A 20025-nucleotide genomic window follows, 5' to 3' on the forward strand; every position below is an offset into this window, starting at 1 on the left:
TCGGCTTGCTGAACTCAGTGAACTGAACGAGCTTAATTTGATTTGAAACCGAAGTGATGGGCTTCGGTTTTTTTGTGTCTGTAATTTTGTGTCGGTTAATTTGGGGCGACACTGAACCAGAAAATAGAACAAGTTCCATCGATGTAATTCAATAATTTAGGACATCCTATTTAAGACTTCCCGTTATCAATAGAGAGTCCCCATCCGTATATTTCTCATATTCCCACAATACAGAGATTACTGAAATGAAATTTAAATTTGCCCTTAGCACAGCACTGTTCGCAGCCTCATTTGCATCTCATGCCGAGTTGAAAATGTCGATTTTCGAGCAACATAATGGAGTGGTGGTGACGGCTTACCAAGATGGTAAACGCCTTGCTAATGCTCAAGTGACCACCAACATTCGAGGCCAACAAGTACAAGAAACAACTGAGAATGGACGAGCATTTTTCTACAAAGGTAATATCCCGAGAGTTTACCAGTTTAAAGTAACGAATCCCGACGGTGAGAGTATTCAACAAAGCCGATTCATTGGAAGAGATAAATAGATATCTAGAGTGCCCGGATAGGGGATAGGCCTAGTGAATTTGAGCTGATGCTCTCCAGCACTTTTCTAACTTTTTCAAAGCGAGTGTTTTTGCATTCCCCATATTGCCTATTTGCCACGCGAGCACGATATCAACGGTTCTTGCGTGGCCAATTTCCACTAAACTTCCGTCTTCTAACTCGGATGTTATTAATTGCTTGGGTAGAGTGCCAATACCAAGATTACGTTGAATTGCCGTCAACTTACTACTCATTGAACTGACCGTACTGGTTTTTTGATTCAGCAAGATATTCTTGGTGATTTTAGGCGCTGACTTAGCGGTATCTGCAACTGCGATGATTGTGTGTTCACGTCGTGTTGATTCACTTAGTGGATTTTTCTCGTCTAAAATGGGTGCATTTTTTGCGGCCACCCAGATCATTTCTACCCTGCCGATGGTTTTACTGTTCACGGTATTCGGTAGCTCGATATTGGGCATCGATGAGATAAGAATATCTGCTTTTCCTGTGGTTAACGCCTCCCAGCCTCCTGACAAAATATCCTCTTGGACATACAGTTGCGTGCTGCACTCCGTTGCCATATCAGCGATTAGTGATAACGCAATGTCTTGCCCGATAATACCGTCATAAGAAACAAACAGTTCGCTTTCCCAACCACTTGAGAAACGTTGTATTTGGGTTATGAGTTCATCTGATCCCGTTAGCAATTGTCGACCATTTTCCACCAACATTTTACCGACTTGAGTAAACACGGCTCTGTGCCCTGATCGATCTAAGATCAAGATACCGAGTTCGTCTTCCAACTTTTGAATCTGATAGCTTAATGCAGATACGGATCGATTGAGGTGCGCAGAGGCTGACGAGTAAGTCCCTTCACGTTGTAGAACATCCAATATTTGTAAAGTATCGAGCGGCCGTGTTTTCTTCAAAGTCTTCATAAAATCAATAAAAATGGGACAAGTGTTTCAATGAATTTAAGCCAATGGTATCAGCATTGAGGTTGTTGAATCTTCGGATTTAGCCAGTAATTTGTATGCAAGTATGTCTACTAAAATTTTAAACAAGTTGTTCTATTTTTCTCGTTATCATCTTAATGCTAAGCCGAATAACCTATCGGCAATGAAACTTATCAAGGCTTAGAACTATGAACACTAGATTGAACGACACACTGACTTTTTTCGCTCGTATTTTATTGGCTTACTTGTTTATTCAAGCGGGTTGGGGAAAGCTATTTAGCTATGAAGGAACGGCGGGATACATGGCTTCTCAAGGAGTCAGCGCTCACTTGTTGCCTTTGGTTATCTTGCTTGAACTCGGTGGTGGGCTTGCGATTCTAGCTGGGTGTATGACTCGCTTTACAGCGTTCTCGATTGCGCTTTTCTCTTTGGTTTCTGGTGTTATGTTTCACTTCGACCCAAGTTCATCGGGGCAAATGATTCACTTCTACAAAAACGTCTCTGTTGCTGGTGGGTATCTAGCGTTAGCGGTACTTGGCGCGGGATCGTTTAGTGTTGATTACTGGCTGTCTAATAAATTGAAGGAAGACGCTAAATGGGCGCGCTTAGTGGCGTTTGTTCGTTAGCGTTGTTGGCGCAACGTATGAATAAAAAAACCGAAGCCTAATAGCTTCGGCTTTTTGTTCCTGTTTAAGAAATTCAAGTACAGTGAATTAAGCTTGTAGCATCTCGTCACTGAACAGCTCTGCGCAACCAATACCATTAATGGCGCAGCTCTCGTCGATGTCTGAAATGTCACCGCTGACCCCAATCGCGCCCAGTACCGTTTTATCCTTATCTCGAATCAGTAGGCCCCCTGGCACTGGCACCATGTTTCCGTGTGCGAGTACGTTTACGGCGGAGATAAATGCAGGCCTGTTGTCAGCATCTTGGGCGAGCTTTCTAGAGGAACAGCCCAGTGCGAGTGCCCCCCACGCTTTAGCAATCGCGATGTCTGGTCGCATCATGCTAGAGCCGTCTTGACGTTGCAAAGAAATCAGCTTGCCACCGCTGTCTAAGACGGCGACCGTCAAAGGCTCAGTGTGGATCTTGTTTCCTGCTTTTAAGGTGCCATCAATGATGGTTAACGCTTGTTGTAGAGTCAAACTTCCCATGTTATCTCCTAGTTTTTCAAGGGGCCGTGTACCAAGCTAAGTCAGCCAATCATTACTCTTGTTGTGGATATCATCGACTGATTCAGTTCGGTACAAGAGTCCTAACTGGACTCTTGTAATAGCCCATAGCTGGGTAAAGTTAGGAAGGCGGCGAACTCTTCGGCTGTAGAAAGTTGATAGAAAAGATCGGCTGTCTCTTCAAATCGACCTGCTGTATAACGCGAGTCTCCGACTTCATGTTTTATCGTGTCTAGCTCTTGGTAAAGCCAAGAGTGGAACAATTGTTTGGTAAAGGTTTGGCCATCATCGAGTGTTACCCCGTGGTGGATCCACTGCCAGATATTGGCTCTTGAGATCTCAGCGGTTGCGGCATCTTCCATAAGGCCGTAGATAGGTACACAGCCGTAGCCTTGGATCCAAGCTTCGATGTAATACAGCGCGATGCGGATATTCTTACGAACGCCCGCTTCATCGCGGCTACCTTCACAAGGTTTCAGCAATAAGTCTGCATTGATTACATGCTCTGGGCTTTGGAAATCCATTTGGTTTACTTTACCATCGAGGTGCTTATCGAATATCGACATTGCCAAATCAACCAGCGCAGGGTGCGCGACCCATGTGCCATCGTGGCCGTTTTGAGACTCTCTTTGTTTATCTTCGATTACCTTGGCAGTCACACGCGCCATTTCTTGCGGATCTTTTGCTGGAATAAAGGCTGACATACCACCCATCGCCAGTGCGCCGCGAGCATGACAAGTGCGTACCAACAGTTGGCTGTAAGCGTTAAGGAATTCTTGATCCATGCCGATCCCATGACGATCTGGCAGGATGCGGTCTTTATGGTTCTTCAGCGTTTTGATATAGCTGAAGATGTAATCCCAACGGCCACAGTTCATCGCAACGATGTGATCACGCATTGCGTACAAGATCTCTTCCATTTGGAATACGGCTGGTAGCGTTTCGATCAATACTGTCGCGCGAATGGTGCCTTTGGGTACATGGAAATAGTTTTCGGTGAAGCTGAAAATATCGTCCCACCATTGTGCTTCTTCCATGCTTTCTAGCTTTGGAATGTAGTAGTAAACGCCTAAGCCTTGTTGTGCACGTGATTGATAGTTGTGGAAAAAGTACAAGGCGAAGTCCATCAAGCAACCGCCGATAGGCTGATTGTTGAATTGGATGGATTGCTCAGGAAGGTGGATCCCTCGTGGGCGTGCGATCAGCAGTGCAGGATCGTCGTTTAATTGGTAACGCTTCTGCTTCTTCTCATCGAAATAACTAATGGTGCCAAGGTTGGCATCTCTTAGGTTGATTTGCCCTTCGACCATGTTGGCCCAAGTAGGAGAAGACGCATCTTCAAAGCAGCACATGAAGACTTTCGCGCCTGAGTTTAGCGCGTTGATCACCATCTTTCTTTCGATAGGCCCGGTGATCTCTACTCGGCGATCCAGCAATTCTGGCGGCGGCGTTGCCACTTTCCACTCTTTATTCTGGCGAATGGAAATGGTGTCTTTTCTGAAATTGGGTAGCTCTCCCTCGTCATATTGAGCTTGTTTTATGTCGCGGTCACTTAGCAGGGCATGACGGCGATCTCCAAACTTATTGACGAGAGCTTCTAAGAATTTTAATGCATCTTTAGACAAGATCTCTTTGTACTCGGGGTTGTCCATATTCCCGAGTACCTGCATACATTGTACTTCTTCTCTCTCTTTTACGTCATTCATCATTGTTGTCTCCTTTGAACAATACGATGCAACTTTGTATACAAAATACTCTTTTTAAGGATATTTATATTGCATAAATTGTAAACAAGCAAAGGGTATTTAACATTTATTTATCATTTGGTCTTTTTAGAATTTATTTTTACGTAAAGATATTTTATGTAAAGTAATGAATTGTAAGCTTTTCAGGGTTGATGCTTACTCAAAGTGGCAGTGTGATGTAATAAAATTGTTTCATTTTGGGGTTGATAAATAGCGAGGATGGTTCATAGTACACAAAAGTTAGTTTAATTGTATACAATCTGAACTGGAGGTTAGAATGGCAATTATGAAAGCGATTGAAGCAGCGGTAGAAGTGCTTAAACGTGAAGGAGTAGACATCGCATTTGGTGTTCCCGGCGCAGCAATAAACCCTATGTATGCGGCTATGAAAAAGCTCGGAGGAATCGATCACGTCTTAGCTCGCCACGTAGAGGGTGCATCCCATATGGCTGAAGGGTACACACGTACCAGTCAAGGAAATATAGGTGTGTGTATTGGTACCTCTGGTCCAGCGGGAACGGACATGATCACGGGGCTTTATTCTGCGTCTGCAGATTCGATTCCAATTCTCTGCATCACAGGCCAAGCGCCACGTGCTCGTCTTCATAAAGAGGATTTCCAAGCGGTCGACATTGAATCTATCGCTAAGCCAGTGACTAAGTGGGCAACCACGGTGCTGGAACCTGCACAAGTGCCACGCGCATTTCAAAAAGCCTTTCATTTAATGCGTTCGGGTCGCCCGGGTCCAATCCTGATTGATCTACCGATTGATGTTCAGCTGGCTGAGATTGAGTTTGATATCGATACCTATGAGCCGCTTGAACCTTATAAGCCACAAGCAACACGTGCGCAGGTTGAGAAAGCATTAACCATGATGTCTCAATCGGAAAAACCGCTGATTGTGTCCGGTGGTGGTGTGATTAACGCTGGCGCATCTGAGCTGCTGCAGCAGTTTGCTGAAATCACAGGCGTACCAGTGATTCCAACCTTGATGGGCTGGGGCTCTATCCCAGATGATCATGACTTAATGGCGGGCATGGTAGGGCTACAAACTTCCCACCGTTACGGTAACGAAACCATGCTTAACTCTGACTTTGTGTTTGGCGTTGGTAACCGCTGGGCTAACCGTCATACAGGCTCTGTCGATGTTTATACCGAAGGGCGCAAGTTCGTACATGTCGATATTGAACCGACCCAAATCGGCCGCGTGTTTTGTCCTGACTTAGGCATTGTCTCTGATGCGAAGGCAGCACTAGAGTTAATGGTTGAAGTGGCGCAAGAGTGGCGTGATGCTGGCAAGCTGCCAAACCGAAATGCTTGGGCAAGTGAGTGTCAGGAACGCAAGTCGACCATGCTGCGTAAAACCAATTTTGATGAAGCACCAATGAAACCGATGCGTGTTTATGAAGAGATGAACAAGGCATTTGGTCGTGACACTTGTTATGTGAGCACCATTGGTTTGTCGCAAATCGCTGCCGCTCAGTTCCTGCATGTTTATAAGCCGCGTAACTGGATCAACTGTGGTCAAGCTGGCCCGCTAGGTTGGACAACACCAGCAGCATTGGGTGTCCGAGCGGCTGATCCAAATCGCGATATCGTCGCTATCTCTGGTGATTATGATTTCCAATTCATGATCGAAGAACTGGCGGTAGGTGCTCAGTTCAACCTGCCATACATCCATGTACTGGTGAACAACTCTTACCTAGGTTTGATTCGCCAAGCGCAGCGCCAATTTGATATCGATTATTGTGTACAACTGGCGTTTGATAACCAGAACGCACCAGAGCTTGAAGGCTACGGGGTAGACCATGTCGCAGTTGTTGAAGGCCTAGGTTGTAAGGCGATTCGAGTTCGTGAACCAGAGCAAATTGCCGCTGCGTTTGAGCAAGCCAAAGAGCTGATGAACAAGCATAAGGTCCCGGTTGTTGTTGAGCTGATTCTTGAGCGAGTAACCAACATTGCGATGGGCGTTGAGATCAATGCCATCAATGAATTTGAACCGCTTGCCGAAAGCCGCGGCGATGCTCCAACGGCGCTGGCGTACAAGTAATCATTAAGTAATGTGTATCCGTAGAGCTGAGGTTTAGCCCTACGGAAAGCCTCCGATAGAGCGAGGCTTTACTACAAACAACCAGATTTTTACAGATAAAGAATAAGGACAGAGTCATGGCAAAATTTGCTGCAAACTTGTCGATGTTATTCACGGAAGTCGATTTTATGGATCGCTTTGAAGCCGCCGCAGAAGCGGGCTTTCAAGGTGTCGAATACCTTTTCCCTTACGCCTTTGATGCCGATGAGATTAAACAAGAGCTCGACGCTAATAACCTAGAGCAAGTGCTATTTAACCTGCCCGCGGGTGATTGGGATGCTGGCGACCGTGGTATCGCGGTCGACCCTGCACGCGTTGAAGAGTTTCAAGCGGGTGTACCTAAAGCCATCGCTTACGCAAAAGCACTGGGTTGTACTCAAGTGAATTGCTTGGCCGGGATTGTTCCGCAAGGCGTCACTCAACAAGACGCTCAATCAGCGTTTGTGATTAACCTGCATTACGCGGCGAACGCGCTAGCAGCAGAAGGTATCAGTCTAGTGATAGAAGCGATCAATACCCGTGATATTCCGGGCTTCTTCTTGAACACGACTGAGCAAGCCAAAGCGATCATCAAAGAGGTAGGGAGCGATAACCTTTCTATCCAATACGATATTTATCACATGCAAATTATGGAAGGCGATTTAACGCCGACCATGCAGCAGAACATTGGCCAAATCGCACACGTGCAGCTGGCTGATAATCCAGGTCGACACGAACCGGGTACCGGAGAAATCAACTACCCATTCGTAATTAACTACCTTGATGAGCTTGGCTATCAGGGCTGGGTTGGCTGCGAATACAAACCTAAAACGACAACGACAGAAGGCCTTGGTTGGCTGCACCAGTACCGTTAATTGCGTCTGGTAACCCTCAAACGTTAAGGAGAACAACATGTCTAAAATTGCATTTATCGGAACTGGCATCATGGGTAAACCTATGGCGAGTAACCTTCAAAAAGCGGGTCATGAATTGATTCTGTCGGATCACTTTAATGCAGCACCTGCCGATCTTGTGGCAGCGGGCGCAACGGTCTACCACTCACCAGCAGAAGCGGCAGAGGCGGCGGATGTCATTATCCTAATGGTGCCTAATACGCCTCAAGTGGAAGATGTCCTGTTTGGTGAGAACGGTGTCGAGCAAGGCCTAATGGCGAGTGGCGCAGCTGGAAAATTGGTTATCGATATGAGTTCAATCTCGCCAATCGCGACCAAAGCGATTGCCGCACGAATCAACGAAGGTGGCGCGTCATACCTAGATGCTCCGGTATCAGGTGGCGAAGTCGGCGCTATTAATGCAGCGCTGACTATCATGGTTGGTGGTGAGCAAGACGCCTTTGATAAAGCACGTCCGCTATTTGAAACCATGGGTAAAAACATCACGCTGGTGGGTGATAACGGTGCTGGCCAAACGTGTAAGGTTGCCAACCAGATCATCGTTGCTCTAAATATTGAAGCGGTATCCGAAGCCTTAGTATTTGCCTCAAAAGCCGGTGCTGATCCAGCACGTGTACGTCAGGCACTATTGGGCGGCTTTGCCAACTCTAAGATCCTGGAAGTGCACGGCGAGCGTATGGTTGAAGGCACATTCGACCCTGGCTTTAGAATCTCACTACACCAGAAAGACCTTAACCTTGCGCTAACGGGCGCACAAGAGCTAGGGGTTGCACTGCCAAATACGGCTAATGCTCAAGAGTTGTTTGGCGAGTGTGCCGAAATGGGCGGTGAAGGCTGGGACCACTCTGCACTTATCCAAGCAATAGAGAAGCGTTCTGACCACTCGATTCGTTAACCTCGTTTTAATGATGAATACGGGCTGGCATCGCATGTAATGTCGAATAGTGAATCTACTTTACTCCTCGACAGCACATCGATGAGCTAGCCCACCAGTTTCAAACAGTTTGTTTATAAATCGCGTAGTTTCGTCTCCTTTTATACGCGTTCCTGATATGAGGCAGAGGTTGAAGTTGTTCCTTTCCAACTTGATCTTAGCAGGCACCCTTTGGCCTTGTATCGGGGTTCTTTTTTTCTCCGTCAACTAAGGAGTGGCTGATGGACATTGATGCTAAGCAGTTTCTACAAACCCTTTTCTCAAGTGCTGTTAATCAGGCGCTACCTAAAAATCACATCGAACCTTTTCTTCCTCAAGACATTTTTTATCGCTCTGCTAATCAAGCCGGGCGTACTTTGGTGATAGGAGCAGGAAAAGCGGCCGCATCAATGGCAGCTGAGCTTGAAGCGGTTTGGCAGGCAAAGAAACAACAAGACCTTGCGTTGCGTGACCTTGAAGGCCTGGTGGTGACTCGTTATGAGCACACCGCCCCTTGCGAACATATTGAGGTGATTGAAGCGGCGCACCCAGTTCCGGATGCGATGGGCTTAGAAGTAAGCCAACGTATGCTGCAATTGGTGAGTGACTTGAGCGCTGACGATACGGTTATTTGCCTATTGTCTGGCGGCGGCTCTGCTTTGTTAAGTCTGCCCGGTGGTGACATCAGCTTGGCAGAGAAGCAACAAATCAATAAAGCACTGCTTAAATCTGGCGCGGCTATTGATGAGATGAACTGTGTGCGTAAGCATTTATCGTCAATCAAAGGTGGGCGACTAGCAAAGGCCGCTTACCCAGCAAGAGTCGTCTCATTGGCGATTTCAGATGTGCCGGGCGATGACATCAGTGTGATTGCATCGGGCCCAACCGTACCAGACACCACCACCCGCTTTGATGCGATGGCAATACTGGAACGTTATCGAATTGAAACACCACCTTCGGCATTTGAATGGTTGAACAACCCAGAATCAGAAACCGTGAAACCAGATGACGCGTGTTGGAAAAACGCCGAGCACCATATTATCGCCACACCAATGTCGGCATTGGAATCCGCTGCTGCAGAAGCTGAAGGCTTGGGCATTCCGGCTTATGTGTTGAGTGATTGCATAGAGGGGGAAGCGCGAGATGTCGCGAAGGTTCACGCTGCGCTGGCTAAGCAAGTGGCTAATCATAAGCATCCATTTGAGGCGCCTTGCGTGATACTTTCTGGTGGCGAAACCACAGTAACCGTTAAAGGCAATGGTCGCGGTGGGCGTAACTGTGAGTTCTTGTTGAGCCTATATAACGAGCTCAAAGGCCAAGACAATATATTTGCATTGGCTGCCGATACCGACGGGATTGATGGTGTGGAAGACAATGCGGGCGCGTGGATTATACCTCAAACATGGCAACAAGGTTCGAGCCTGTCGCTTAAAGCGCAAGACTACCTCGATGCCAACAACAGTTACGATTTCTTCAAGCAAGTCGATGTGCTTCTTACCACGGGCCCGACGTTGACTAACGTGAATGACTTCAGAGCGATATTGATTCTTTAATTTGGACAGCTCAAACGCAGGGTATGGAATGGTCGCTTCTTAACAAATAGAGCGACCATTTTATTGTTATCAATGCTGTGACCTTGAGTTCTGTAATTATCTTCTGGACTAATGAAGCACGTTGATTACTATGATTTGAGTAACGAGCTGTAAAGGATGCAATATGTCTAGGATCAGACAAAAGAATCAAGATTTAATCATCGAAGTCGCGTGTGAACAATTCGCCACTCATGGTTATGCCGCAACAAAAATGGCCGATATCGCAAAAGCGGCCGACATTCCCAAACCTAACGTATTCTATTATTTCAGCTCTAAAGATAAGCTCTACAACGCTGTGCTTGAAACCGTCACTCAGCCCTTACTAGAAGCGTCTCGTCCGATTGAAGAACTCAGCGATCCTGTTGAAGCCTTGTCTCAGTATATTCAAACCAAGCTGATCATTTCTCGCGACCATCCACACGCCTCTAAAGTGTTTGCCAATGAAGTGATGTCTGGCGCGAAAGTGTTACCAAAAGAGATCGGTGACGAGCTGTATAAACAATCCCAGATGATCCTCGATAAGTTCTCAACTTGGTCGGCGCAAGGTCTAATGGACGATGTCCCCGCACACCACTTGATGTTTACCATTTGGGCGGCCACTCAAACTTACGCCGACTTTGGATGGCAGATTTGCAGTGTAATGCAGAAAGAGCAGCTCGATGATAAAGACTACGAAGAAGCCGCTGAGTTTATCACCCAGTTAGTGATTAAAGGTTGCGGTGTGAAAAGCTAACGGTATTTGAAGGTTTATTTAGGTCTGCGATTGCGGGCCTTTTTTGTTTGTGCATTTGAGTGAGCATATGTGCAAAGCTACTTTTGTGACCTGTTGTGCAATAACTTATTTATCTTGAATTTGGCTCGATTAGGTATGCCATTTTATTTAAAGTTAGCGTTATAGTATCGGCAAAAATTCAATTCCGTCATTTTTATCAAAGCTAGAAGCTAATATTAGACTTCTATATTTATTACACGCACAACATTAAGGTTTAGCAATGACGCTTAAAAGCTTGGCATGCACCATCAGCGCAGTTCTACTGGCAGGCTGTGGTTCGACAGTCGCGACGCAAACATACAACGCCGATCTGATCATAACCAATGGACAGGTTCTAACAATCAACTCTGAAATGGATGTGATTGAAGATGGTGTGGTAGTGGTAAAAGACGACCAGATCATCGCGGTGGGCAATGAGGATTTGATTACTCAGTACCGTGCTGAAAAGGTGATTGATGCTCAAGATGGGATCGTTATGCCGGGCATGGTGAATGCGCACAACCATTTACCTATGATTGCGTTTCGTGGCTTAGGCGAAGAGGGTATTTCGAACCGCTTGTTCGCTTACTTCTTTCCTCTAGAAGCAGAAAAGCTGAGTCGTGAACTGATTTACAATGCGACTAAGCTTGGCTCTATTGAATTGGCACAAAGCGGTGTAACTACTTATGCCGACATGTATTACCACATGGACGAAATGGCCAAGGCGACCAAAGAAGTTGGCCTGCGTGCAGTGCTTGGCGAGACGGTGATTAAGTTCCCAGTGGTCGATGCTAAAGAACCTTATGGCGGAATTGAATATGCCAAAGGTTTTATCGAGCAGTACAAAAACGATGAGTTAATCACACCCGCTTATGCACCACACGCGGTGTACACAGTGAGCAAAGACAAGCTGCAAGAAATCAATAAGCTGTCGGCTCAATACGATGTGCCCGTGTTGATTCACGTCGCTGAATTCCCGAATGAAGAAAAGCGCATCAAAGATGAAACCAAAGCGACATCGCCAGTTGAATACATGGATGAAATTGGTGTGCTGGATGAGCGAGTAGTGATTGCGCACGGTATCCACCTTTCAGAGAACGACCAAAAGCTATTGAAACAAGCCGATGCAGGTATCTCATATAACCCAATGGCGAATGCTAAAGGCGCGACGGGAATTGCACCTGCGTGGGATATGTACCGTGCTGATATGCGAATCGGCTTGGGAACAGATGGCCCAATGAGCTCTAACCAAGTAGATATCATGCGTACCCTAAGTTACGCCGCAAACATGCAACGTTTAAAGCATTCTGACCGCACCATCATGATTCCTGAACAAGTGATTGAGATGGCGACATTAGGTGGCGCAAAAGCCCTACACATGGAAGACCAAATCGGTTCTCTTGAAGCAGGTAAAAAAGCGGATATCGTGATTGTAGAGACACAATCGGCGAACATGATGCCAAACTACGACCCATATGCGACACTGGTTTATCAAGCGAATCCAAGCAATATCGACACGACCATCGTTAACGGCCAAATCGTAATGGAAAACCGAGTGATGCAAACCGTTCAACTGGATGAAATCCGCGAAAGCGTCGATGAGTTTGAAGCTGATATTAAAGCCTTTGCCAAAGAACTTTCTAAGAAAGCGATTAAGTCGAAGAGCTTGATGGATTAGACTCCAAACGCTAAGTAGTTAATCGAATAAAACCAAAAAGGCCGACAAGATGTCGGCCTTTTTATGGCTATTAGATAGCTTGGTTATTTCTCACTTCAGTTAGAACAACTGTTGCCATTCGGGATACCACTGCCTAAGAACTCAACCCTAATTTGTTCGACATCTTTTAGGTATTGGTTGTTGGCTTGGTCTGCCTCATCGTAGTTGTTGAGGGTGACATTCCATGTCGAGAATGGAGTTGGTTGGAAGTACGCATACTCGAACCTATTCGCCACTGCGCCATCGGTGATGATGCTAACGTCATTGGTGGTTGGATCATCTAAGCGGTAGTAAAACGCCCGTGCGACCGGATTAGAACTGAATTGGTAATCCTGATCTTGATAGCGGTCGGCATAGTTACCTGAACTCGATATTCCAAGGTTGAACTGCTTGCCATAAGGTAAGTTTTCCCCTTCTAAGAACACACGTACTGTAGAGAGTCTAACTCGGTCGAATGAACATAGTTGTGCCTGCCCTAATGGAATTGTGAAGTTCAACTCGCCAGTGGTTGCGAAGCTATCGAGTTGCTCTGGGCTAGAGATGGTGTAGTTGTCGATAGTGAAGTCTTGTGGTGCTGGCTGGAATGAAGAGAGTGCATTCACATACTCATTTTCTATGGACGCGAGGTCAAACTGGTAGTCCAAGTAACTTTTATTCAGCGAAGGTGTGATCTCACTTGGTTTCAACGCCCAGTATTCGTATGCCTGAACATAGTTAGATAAAGCCACATACATTGGTCGTTTGAAGTGCATTAGCACTCGCGACAGCTCACGCTCGATGGAGTCGAAACCTTCGCTGTCTACCTGATAACTCTCAATGGCGTCACTCAATCTTTGCTGTTGATTAGCGGTGACGTTCTTGGTCAATAATAGGTCGACGAGTTTGGCTTGCTCTTGTGCAAAGTTAAGCTGAGTGGTGTTAATTGCTTTGCCTAATAGCACCTGTTTTTCAAGTTCGACTAGGTATTGTCTCGCGCCTTTAATTCCCAAGCTATCAGCAAGTCTTAAGTTACTGCGGATCTCGGTGATCATCAGATCCCAGGCCAGATTACTCTCATTCAAAGTCGGAATATTAAAGTCAAAGCCATCCATCGCTTCGGAGATTTTATGAAGTTTGATGGTCGATTTCACATCGGCGGTGAGCTGCGCGATGCCCGAAATAGTCTTGGTAACGCTATCAATGATCCCCGTGACTGTCTTGATATTGGTGACTAAGTTTTTCGCTTTATCCAGTGCTTCTGGCGTTTTAGCCAATTGCTCGGTGAGGTCGTTCACACCAGATAGATTTCCTGTGAACACACCGCTGACGGCACTGCCAATCTCTGCGATGGCTTTGAAGATAGCCAATGCTGCATTGAGCTCTTGCTGAGTTTTCCAGTTTTCTACACCGACTAAGTAAGTGGTTCTTGCACTCAGTGTCACAAGTTCTTGAGCTTTGTATTGGCTGTCGATTTCGGTCAGGCTGTCGCCTATTTTGTCTATGTTAGATTGGGTTTGAGTGATGATCGAGTCTTGTGCTCTGAGAACGTCTTCAATGTTATCGAGTGCTAACTTCGCAGCTTCAATCTTGTCTTCGATCACCGTACTTCTGTCTTGAATGATATCCCACTGTGCTTGATACGCGATCATTGCATTCAGGTACGCTTCGTATTTGCCTTGGTAGAGCACCTTGTCGAGATAAGGCACATAGTTACTCTCTTTAGTGCTGAAACTAATGAACTGTTTAAAGGCAACGGTTTGTAGGTACAGGTCTGAAAGGATAGGGTCATCTTCCACCACAGAGCCGGCGTGACGTAAACTCTGCTCAATCCAGTTAATCAGTTCGAGGCTAAGCTCTAGGTTGGTGTCGAATAAGCTGGCAGCCATATCAAAAGAGCGGTTAACAATGTCGGTAAAAGGTGTGGTCGCCAGTTTCATTTGCCCTGTAATGTTCGAGTCGATGGTGGTTCTGCGGTAGTGTTCACCTGCTAGTACCACAGAGGTTCCATCGCCGTCTTCTGCAGAAAGGGCATCTCGTGTGATGCTGCCATCGTTTTGGAAGGCGAGGACATTAATCGGAGTTTCGATCTCTCCTGCTATTACAGTTACTGATGCCGCCGCGCCTTGTTGCCCGAGAACGAAAGTTGGGGCTCCTTGACCGACAATTTTACGGGCAAAAATGAGAATGTTTTGGTTATTCACTACCAAGTTGAAGTTTTCTGGAACCTCAATAGTATCGGCAAAAACGACGATCTTTGAGGGTTTAGTCACGTAGAGGTTCTGCTCCGCAATCCAGTCACTGAGGTTGATGTGGAGATCAGATGTAGAGCGAGAGAGAACATCGACATCGGAATAAGCAGATTGAACCCAAGTAGGGTATTCGGTGGAATTAGGCAAGTTATTAAGTTCTAGCCAGTCACTAGCAAAAGCTTGTGGAGATAATGAAAGAGAAATAATAATCGGTAGAATTCTCATATTAATGTCCTGTCGAAATGAGTATTAGCCAAATTTTGGGTAGCAGAAACCAACACCTTATTTTTCATAAGGCGTGGTGTTCTGTTGTTATTTTTTTATTGGTCTTGCTGGTTTAACTTATAGCGAGGCGTCGCTTTGCCGAGCTATTTATCGATGGGTATGGACTACTCCATTTCTTGAATATAAGCATTATTTGCAAATGCCTTGGCTTTCTCGCTGATGTTATTCCAGTTCATTTCTGAAACCGATGTATTGGCTAATGCACCGATAGCACCAAGCATTGCGTCGTCTTTCATGATATCGGCATTGTTTTGAGCTTCATCCAATGCTGCGAGCAGTGATGTGAAGTCGGTATTCATTTTCTGCCAATTTAACTTCAGCTTATTAATATGTGGGATAGCATCTTCAATTTGCTGAGATATAAGATCAATGCTTTCTGAAGAGCGATGGTAAGAGTTATATACCTTTTGTGTGTAAGACAATTGTTCTTCTAAATCTTTAACTTCATTTTGCAGTTCATTGCGAAGCTTACGTGCTTTCTCTGCTTTATCTCCGTAGACGCCCATGATTGGCACGGCGACCAAAGGGAACCATGCGTAGGTAACGGCGGTAGAAGCAACCGTGACGTAGTGAGTGTAGTCTTTGTTGAGTTGCGCGATTCGGGCATTGATGTCGTTTACTTGCTGTTGAAGTGCACTGCCATCATCCGTTAGATAGCCGTTATGTGTGCCTTCTAACACTTCAAGCTGTAGCTTTTGCGTGTCTAGCTGCGCAGAGAAGTCCAACAAGTTATCACCCACATCGGACACCTCTTGCTGGTATCTCAATGAAAAGTTTTGCAGGCTTTTCAGGTAAGCAATCGCCATTTTTTGATTACGTTCAACGGCTTCGATATCTTCTGGCAACGGTGAGAATGCCTTTGCCAACATCTCATTGAGGGCGTCGCTCAAAGGGTTAAGCATGTAATCTTTAATTTGCGCGTAGTTAGCCAGGCTTAGTGATAGGTTAACGATGCTTGGGTACAGGTCCTTTTTCCAGTAGAACGCGGTGTCATGGATATTTGAGTACTGCTGAACTAAGGCTTGGAAGTTAGAGAAAGGGATGTCGTTAGGAATGCTAAAAGCCGACTTCATGCTGGTTTCTGTGACAGGCAGTGCCAGTGCTCCCTCAACATAAGCTTGGATTTGGTACCACTCTTGTTGTTTGAGGATGAAATTGTCGGTTTCTAGATCGATAAAGACGCCATTTTCACCGATGATCGTATCGTAGGTGATTTGAGGTATGTTCTGTTCGGCTGACGCTTGATTAACTTGAATTGGCGCTGCTTGAGAAGTGAAAGCAAAAGATGAAAGCAGTCCAATCGAGATCGAAGATAATACGAGTGTTCGTGTGATTTTTTTCATGTTTGAATCCCTGTTAGATTTGTTATTAGCTTTTTCAGAGACAATAAATTCCCCTACCATAAAAATGGTATTTATATATTTATGCGGGTTTATTGAATTCTTTATATTGTTATTATTGTAATTATGCTGTGGGTTTTAAATACACTCTCCATTAATGTGATTTTTGTTTTTATAAGATTTGGTCAATCTATAGCAAATTTATAATTAAAAGTTCTATCTAGATCACATATTGGCATTCATATTGTTTGATTGTTGATCTATTGAATTTGGTGATATTTAAATCATTCGTTTCCATTCTTTCTTCAGGCTATATCTAGAAAGGCGTCGGCGATTTTTATTCTATTCACCAATGAGTTAAATGATAAAAATGTAATTATAATAATTGTTGTGATTATTACTAAATCTGTTGATTGAATTGATATTTATATAAATAGAACAAGCGTTTTAAATTTGACCTGTGCCAAATAACTAAGAGGTTTAATATTTAGATTTAATTAAATTAGCTAGATTTAAATTAGCAATAATTAAATTAGTGATGTTAATTGTAGGGTGAGGTTTGGTTGGATATTTAAGGGAAGAACAACCAATAGGACGGCGTATCTAATAGTCAGGAGTGAATTAGTATTAGCAGTATTAAGGAAGCTTGCCTATCATAGTGATATATACACTATGATGGGCAAGCATTGGCGTTAGTTATTATTCATTGCCAGTTTACCGAGTTTCATCGCAGCGGCGTGGTGACGGTGCATTAGTTGCTCCATGTCTACGCCGATCACCGAACCATCGTTAACTCGCCATTTTCCGGCAACCATTACTTTGTCCGCTTGTTGAGCGCCGCAGAGTAGGAGTGCTGCAAGTGGATCGTGGCTGCCAGAGAAACGAATATCATCGAGCTTGAACATCGCGATGTCGGCTTGTTTACCGACCTCTAGCGTTCCAATGTCGGTTCTGCCCATCGCTCGTGCGGAGCCTGATGTTGCCCAGCGCAGTGCGTCGAAGTGAGATACGTTTGCCGAGCCATATTGCAGACGTTGTAGATACATCGCCATACGCACTTCGGCAATCATATTTGAGCCGTCATTGGAGGCCGAACCATCAACACCTAGGCCGACTTTAACGCCAGCGGCTTCGAGGTCGTTGTTCTTACAAATACCAGAAGCTAGCATCATGTTGGACGTCGGGCAGTGGCTGATCCCTATTCCTGCTTTACCCAAACGCTTGATCTCTTCTGGGTTGAAGTGAATACCATGTGCGAGCCAAGTGCGCTCATTCAGCCACCCCACATCTTCTAGGTAATCAACGGGACGCAAGCCAAACTTCTCAATACAGAAGTCCTCTTCATCCAAGGTTTCACACAGGTGCGTGTGCATCATGACGTTTTCACGCTCACTGATCTTGGCGGTCTCTTTCATTAGATCGGTGGTGACCGAGAACGGCGAACAAGGCGCGAGTGCGATTTGAATCATCGCGCCTTCATCACGCTGGTGGTAATCACGAATCAAGCGCTGGCTGTCATCAATGATGGTTTGTTCGGTTTGAATGGTGTGTCGTGGAGGTAGCCCACCTTCATCTTCCCCAAGACTCATTGAACCACGTGTGAATATGGCTCTAACGCCCAGCTTCTCTGCGGCCTCGACTTGTAAATCAATAGCGTGCTCAAGCCCATTAGGTAGCAAGTAGTGGTGATCGGATGCAGTAGTACAGCCCGACATCATTAATTCAACCAGCGCCAGCTCTGTAGCTAGGCTCATCATCTCAGAATCGAGGTTGGCCCAAACCGGGTAGAGGCTTTGTAGCCAATGGAAGAGTTCTTTATTGAGTGCGCCGGGGTAGGCACGCGTCAGGGTTTGGTAGAAGTGGTGGTGCGCATTGATAAGCCCAGGAGTCACAACATGACGAGAGGCGTCGACGCTGTAATCTACGGGGGAGGTCGGCTCTTTGTGTTTGCCAACCAGTTCAATGATTTTATTACCTTTAATGACTATGCCGCCTTCTGCATCAGCAAGTGAGCCAGTGTAGATTGCGAGAGGATTCTTAATCCAGATGGTTTCCATTCATAGTAGTCCTTAGCCATCTCAGCCTTTTCAGGGAAGAGGGTCTTTATTTGGTATTTGTTGTTGAAAGATAAATTCGAATCAAGGGCGATGAAATATTCAGTGTTTTCGTTACGCCCGTGATTCTACGGAAATCAGTTTTTCGCTAATTAGCGATTTAGCTAGTTCGTTTTTGGCTCAGGGTTATCTGATGCCGTTTGAACGTCAGGTTCTGTTGTTGCTTGTTGAATCTCTGATTGCTCGTTTGAGTGTAGCTCTTCTTCAGCTTGTTCTTTCATTTCTAGTTCAACTTGCGCTTGGCTTTCGGCTAACGCTTCTTGCTCTTCTGCTCGTGAAGACTTCGGCAATACAAGGTTAAGAACAACCGTCATGATGGTGCCAGTCGTAATGCCAGAGTGCAGGAAGTTTGCCAAATCATGCGGCAAGTGTTGCAACAATCTTGGCTCGAATGTTACAGCTAAACCAGATGCCAACCCTACACAGATTACCAAGGCATTTCGCTTGGTGTCTGCGGCTTTGATCAACATGCGGATACCCGCGTAAGCAATCATTCCGAACATCACAAAGCCCACGCCGCCTAATACGGGTTTAGGGATCGTGACGGCAATTGCGGCTAATTTCGGGAATAAACCGCCTAAAATTAGTAAACCACCTGTTGCAGCTACTACATAGCGACTTGCAACACCAGTGATACCAACAATACCAACGTTTTGGCTAAATGATGCTAGTGGCATCGCTGTTAAAATCGAAGATAAGGTGCTGCCAAGGCCATCGCCTAGTAATCCACGTTTTAGATCTTTACCGCTGACTTGGGTTTGGCAGTTGTTGCCAAGTGCCATGAAGTCACCGGTTGCTTCGGCGATAACCACGATGTACACCAAGCTCATGCTGATGATGGCACTCGCAGAGAAGGTAAAGCCATACTTGAAAGGTTCAGGGCCACCGACCCAAGCGGCAGAGCTGATTTGTTCAAGGTCGACCATGCCGAGCGACAGCGCCACAATGTAGCCGCCCGCTAAACCAATCACGATGGCTGAAGCGGCAACCGCGCCTTTACAGTAAACCGATACACCAACCACGATGCCTAGCGATACAAGGGCGAGAAACAGTTTAGGTAGAGTGGCGAATTGTTCCGTGTTGGCAGGAGAGTCGCCAACCCAGTTCATGGCAACCGGTAAAATGGTTAAGCCGATTAAGGTAACCACAACACCACTTACCACGGTCGGGAATAGCTTGCGAACCTTGTCCATATAGAAGCTGGCACCAATGACCACAAACGAGCCGATAAGCGCCGAGCCCATGATAGCGGCGACACCACCTTCGTTACCGATCGAAATAGCCACACCTAAAAAGGCAAAGCTTGAACCCATCACCACGGGCAGTCGAATCCCCACTGGACCAAAACCAAGACATTGCGCGACAGTCACAATACCTGACGCCAATAGCGCTGCATTGATCAGTGAGACGATCTCTGTGTTGGGCAGGCCGATGGAGGCGCCGACAATAAGGGGGACAGCGACAATGCCACCAATCGAGGCGAGCATATGCTGTAAAGCGAGTAGAAGGGTTAGCCCATGGGGCGGTCTTTCATTAAGGGTGTACAGAAGTTTCATTTGATATTCCTCTGCCTGCGTTTCCGTTTACAGGCGATTGGCGGTCAAATAATGACTTCTACAAACTGCGTAGGGTCATAAAAAAGGTGCACTGAATCAGCAGGGATTCTGCTCTCTCGTCATCAATA

15 protein-coding genes are annotated in these 20025 nt (G+C 45.9%); 8 read left to right on the forward strand and 7 right to left on the reverse strand.

The features are described from left to right. Nucleotides 1-245 precede the first annotated feature (245 nt). Complete coding sequence (locus tag CWO13_RS03940; RefSeq protein WP_102433253.1) at nucleotides 246-548, forward strand: hypothetical protein; 303 nt, start codon at nucleotides 246-248, stop codon at nucleotides 546-548. 30 nt (nucleotides 549-578) lie between these two features. On the opposite strand, the gene CWO13_RS03945 is transcribed toward CWO13_RS03940, so the two are convergent. Next, nucleotides 579-1484 carry a LysR family transcriptional regulator gene (locus CWO13_RS03945; RefSeq protein WP_108082560.1) on the reverse strand — a complete coding sequence of 302 codons (906 nt, stop codon included), beginning with the start codon at nucleotides 1482-1484 and terminating at the stop codon, nucleotides 579-581. Nucleotides 1485-1690: 206 nt separating this feature from the next. Here CWO13_RS03945 and CWO13_RS03950 point away from each other — a divergent pair, with 206 nt between their 5' ends. Continuing rightward, the gene (locus CWO13_RS03950; RefSeq protein ID WP_102433251.1) at nucleotides 1691-2128 is read left to right on the forward strand and encodes a DoxX family protein; all 438 of its coding nucleotides are present in this window, start codon (nucleotides 1691-1693) and stop codon (nucleotides 2126-2128) included. Between the two features lie 87 nt (nucleotides 2129-2215). Here CWO13_RS03950 and CWO13_RS03955 read toward each other — a convergent pair whose 3' ends face one another. Beyond that, on the reverse strand, nucleotides 2216-2656 hold the full coding sequence (locus CWO13_RS03955; protein ID WP_008220964.1) for a GlcG/HbpS family heme-binding protein: 441 nt from the start codon (nucleotides 2654-2656) through the stop codon (nucleotides 2216-2218). A gap of 101 nt (nucleotides 2657-2757) precedes the next feature. Then, nucleotides 2758-4383, reverse strand: a complete 1626-nt coding sequence (gene aceB / locus CWO13_RS03960; protein ID WP_102479869.1) for a malate synthase A — start codon at nucleotides 4381-4383, stop codon at nucleotides 2758-2760. A 313-nt stretch (nucleotides 4384-4696) separates the two neighbouring features. Here aceB and gcl point away from each other — a divergent pair, with 313 nt between their 5' ends. The 6 genes from gcl (at nucleotide 4697) to CWO13_RS03990 (ending at nucleotide 12335) form a co-directional block, all read left to right on the forward strand. Further along, nucleotides 4697-6469, forward strand: coding sequence for a glyoxylate carboligase (gene gcl, locus CWO13_RS03965; protein ID WP_081229031.1), 1773 nt, complete (start codon nucleotides 4697-4699; stop codon nucleotides 6467-6469). Between the two features lie 116 nt (nucleotides 6470-6585). Further along, the gene (hyi, locus tag CWO13_RS03970) at nucleotides 6586-7362 is read left to right on the forward strand and encodes a hydroxypyruvate isomerase (RefSeq protein ID WP_102431571.1); all 777 of its coding nucleotides are present in this window, start codon (nucleotides 6586-6588) and stop codon (nucleotides 7360-7362) included. Between the two features lie 37 nt (nucleotides 7363-7399). After that, nucleotides 7400-8296 carry a 2-hydroxy-3-oxopropionate reductase gene (locus tag CWO13_RS03975; RefSeq protein WP_057622798.1) on the forward strand — a complete coding sequence of 299 codons (897 nt, stop codon included), beginning with the start codon at nucleotides 7400-7402 and terminating at the stop codon, nucleotides 8294-8296. A 260-nt stretch (nucleotides 8297-8556) separates the two neighbouring features. Continuing rightward, complete coding sequence (locus tag CWO13_RS03980; protein ID WP_108082561.1) at nucleotides 8557-9867, forward strand: glycerate kinase type-2 family protein; 1311 nt, start codon at nucleotides 8557-8559, stop codon at nucleotides 9865-9867. A 163-nt stretch (nucleotides 9868-10030) separates the two neighbouring features. Further along, nucleotides 10031-10639, forward strand: coding sequence for a TetR/AcrR family transcriptional regulator (locus tag CWO13_RS03985; protein WP_102530223.1), 609 nt, complete (start codon nucleotides 10031-10033; stop codon nucleotides 10637-10639). 259 nt (nucleotides 10640-10898) lie between these two features. Beyond that, entirely contained in the window at nucleotides 10899-12335 is a 1437-nt protein-coding gene (locus CWO13_RS03990) for an amidohydrolase (protein ID WP_108082562.1), read from the forward strand. A gap of 95 nt (nucleotides 12336-12430) precedes the next feature. Here CWO13_RS03990 and CWO13_RS03995 read toward each other — a convergent pair whose 3' ends face one another. The 4 genes from CWO13_RS03995 to CWO13_RS04010 form a co-directional block, all read right to left on the reverse strand. Continuing rightward, entirely contained in the window at nucleotides 12431-14827 is a 2397-nt protein-coding gene (locus CWO13_RS03995) for a hypothetical protein (RefSeq protein ID WP_102431567.1), read from the reverse strand. A 164-nt stretch (nucleotides 14828-14991) separates the two neighbouring features. Next, on the reverse strand, nucleotides 14992-16230 hold the full coding sequence (locus CWO13_RS04000; RefSeq protein ID WP_108082563.1) for an alpha-xenorhabdolysin family binary toxin subunit A: 1239 nt from the start codon (nucleotides 16228-16230) through the stop codon (nucleotides 14992-14994). 689 nt (nucleotides 16231-16919) lie between these two features. Continuing rightward, nucleotides 16920-18284 (reverse strand): 8-oxoguanine deaminase, encoded by a 1365-nt coding sequence (locus tag CWO13_RS04005; RefSeq protein ID WP_108082564.1) that lies wholly within the window; start codon nucleotides 18282-18284, stop codon nucleotides 16920-16922. Between the two features lie 161 nt (nucleotides 18285-18445). Continuing rightward, nucleotides 18446-19897: a nucleobase:cation symporter-2 family protein gene (locus CWO13_RS04010; protein WP_108082565.1), complete on the reverse strand. Its 1452-nt coding sequence runs from the start codon at nucleotides 19895-19897 to the stop codon at nucleotides 18446-18448. Nucleotides 19898-20025 lie beyond the last annotated feature (128 nt).

The sequence above is a fragment of the Vibrio sp. ZF 223 genome (genome assembly GCF_003050585.1).
Taxonomy (GTDB): domain Bacteria; phylum Pseudomonadota; class Gammaproteobacteria; order Enterobacterales; family Vibrionaceae; genus Vibrio; species Vibrio crassostreae.

Coding starts and splice junctions, on each gene's coding strand:
- CWO13_RS03995 (WP_102431567.1), bottom strand. CDS start 14,827: ATGAGAATTCTACCGATTATTATTTCTCTTTCATTATCTCCACAAGCT.
- CWO13_RS03990 (WP_108082562.1), top strand. CDS start 10,899: ATGACGCTTAAAAGCTTGGCATGCACCATCAGCGCAGTTCTACTGGCA.
- aceB (WP_102479869.1), bottom strand. CDS start 4,383: ATGATGAATGACGTAAAAGAGAGAGAAGAAGTACAATGTATGCAGGTA.
- CWO13_RS03975 (WP_057622798.1), top strand. CDS start 7,400: ATGTCTAAAATTGCATTTATCGGAACTGGCATCATGGGTAAACCTATG.
- CWO13_RS03945 (WP_108082560.1), bottom strand. CDS start 1,484: ATGAAGACTTTGAAGAAAACACGGCCGCTCGATACTTTACAAATATTG.
- gcl (WP_081229031.1), top strand. CDS start 4,697: ATGGCAATTATGAAAGCGATTGAAGCAGCGGTAGAAGTGCTTAAACGT.
- hyi (WP_102431571.1), top strand. CDS start 6,586: ATGGCAAAATTTGCTGCAAACTTGTCGATGTTATTCACGGAAGTCGAT.
- CWO13_RS03950 (WP_102433251.1), top strand. CDS start 1,691: ATGAACACTAGATTGAACGACACACTGACTTTTTTCGCTCGTATTTTA.
- CWO13_RS03955 (WP_008220964.1), bottom strand. CDS start 2,656: ATGGGAAGTTTGACTCTACAACAAGCGTTAACCATCATTGATGGCACC.
- CWO13_RS04000 (WP_108082563.1), bottom strand. CDS start 16,230: ATGAAAAAAATCACACGAACACTCGTATTATCTTCGATCTCGATTGGA.
- CWO13_RS03940 (WP_102433253.1), top strand. CDS start 246: ATGAAATTTAAATTTGCCCTTAGCACAGCACTGTTCGCAGCCTCATTT.
- CWO13_RS04005 (WP_108082564.1), bottom strand. CDS start 18,284: ATGGAAACCATCTGGATTAAGAATCCTCTCGCAATCTACACTGGCTCA.
- CWO13_RS04010 (WP_108082565.1), bottom strand. CDS start 19,897: ATGAAACTTCTGTACACCCTTAATGAAAGACCGCCCCATGGGCTAACC.
- CWO13_RS03985 (WP_102530223.1), top strand. CDS start 10,031: ATGTCTAGGATCAGACAAAAGAATCAAGATTTAATCATCGAAGTCGCG.
- CWO13_RS03980 (WP_108082561.1), top strand. CDS start 8,557: ATGGACATTGATGCTAAGCAGTTTCTACAAACCCTTTTCTCAAGTGCT.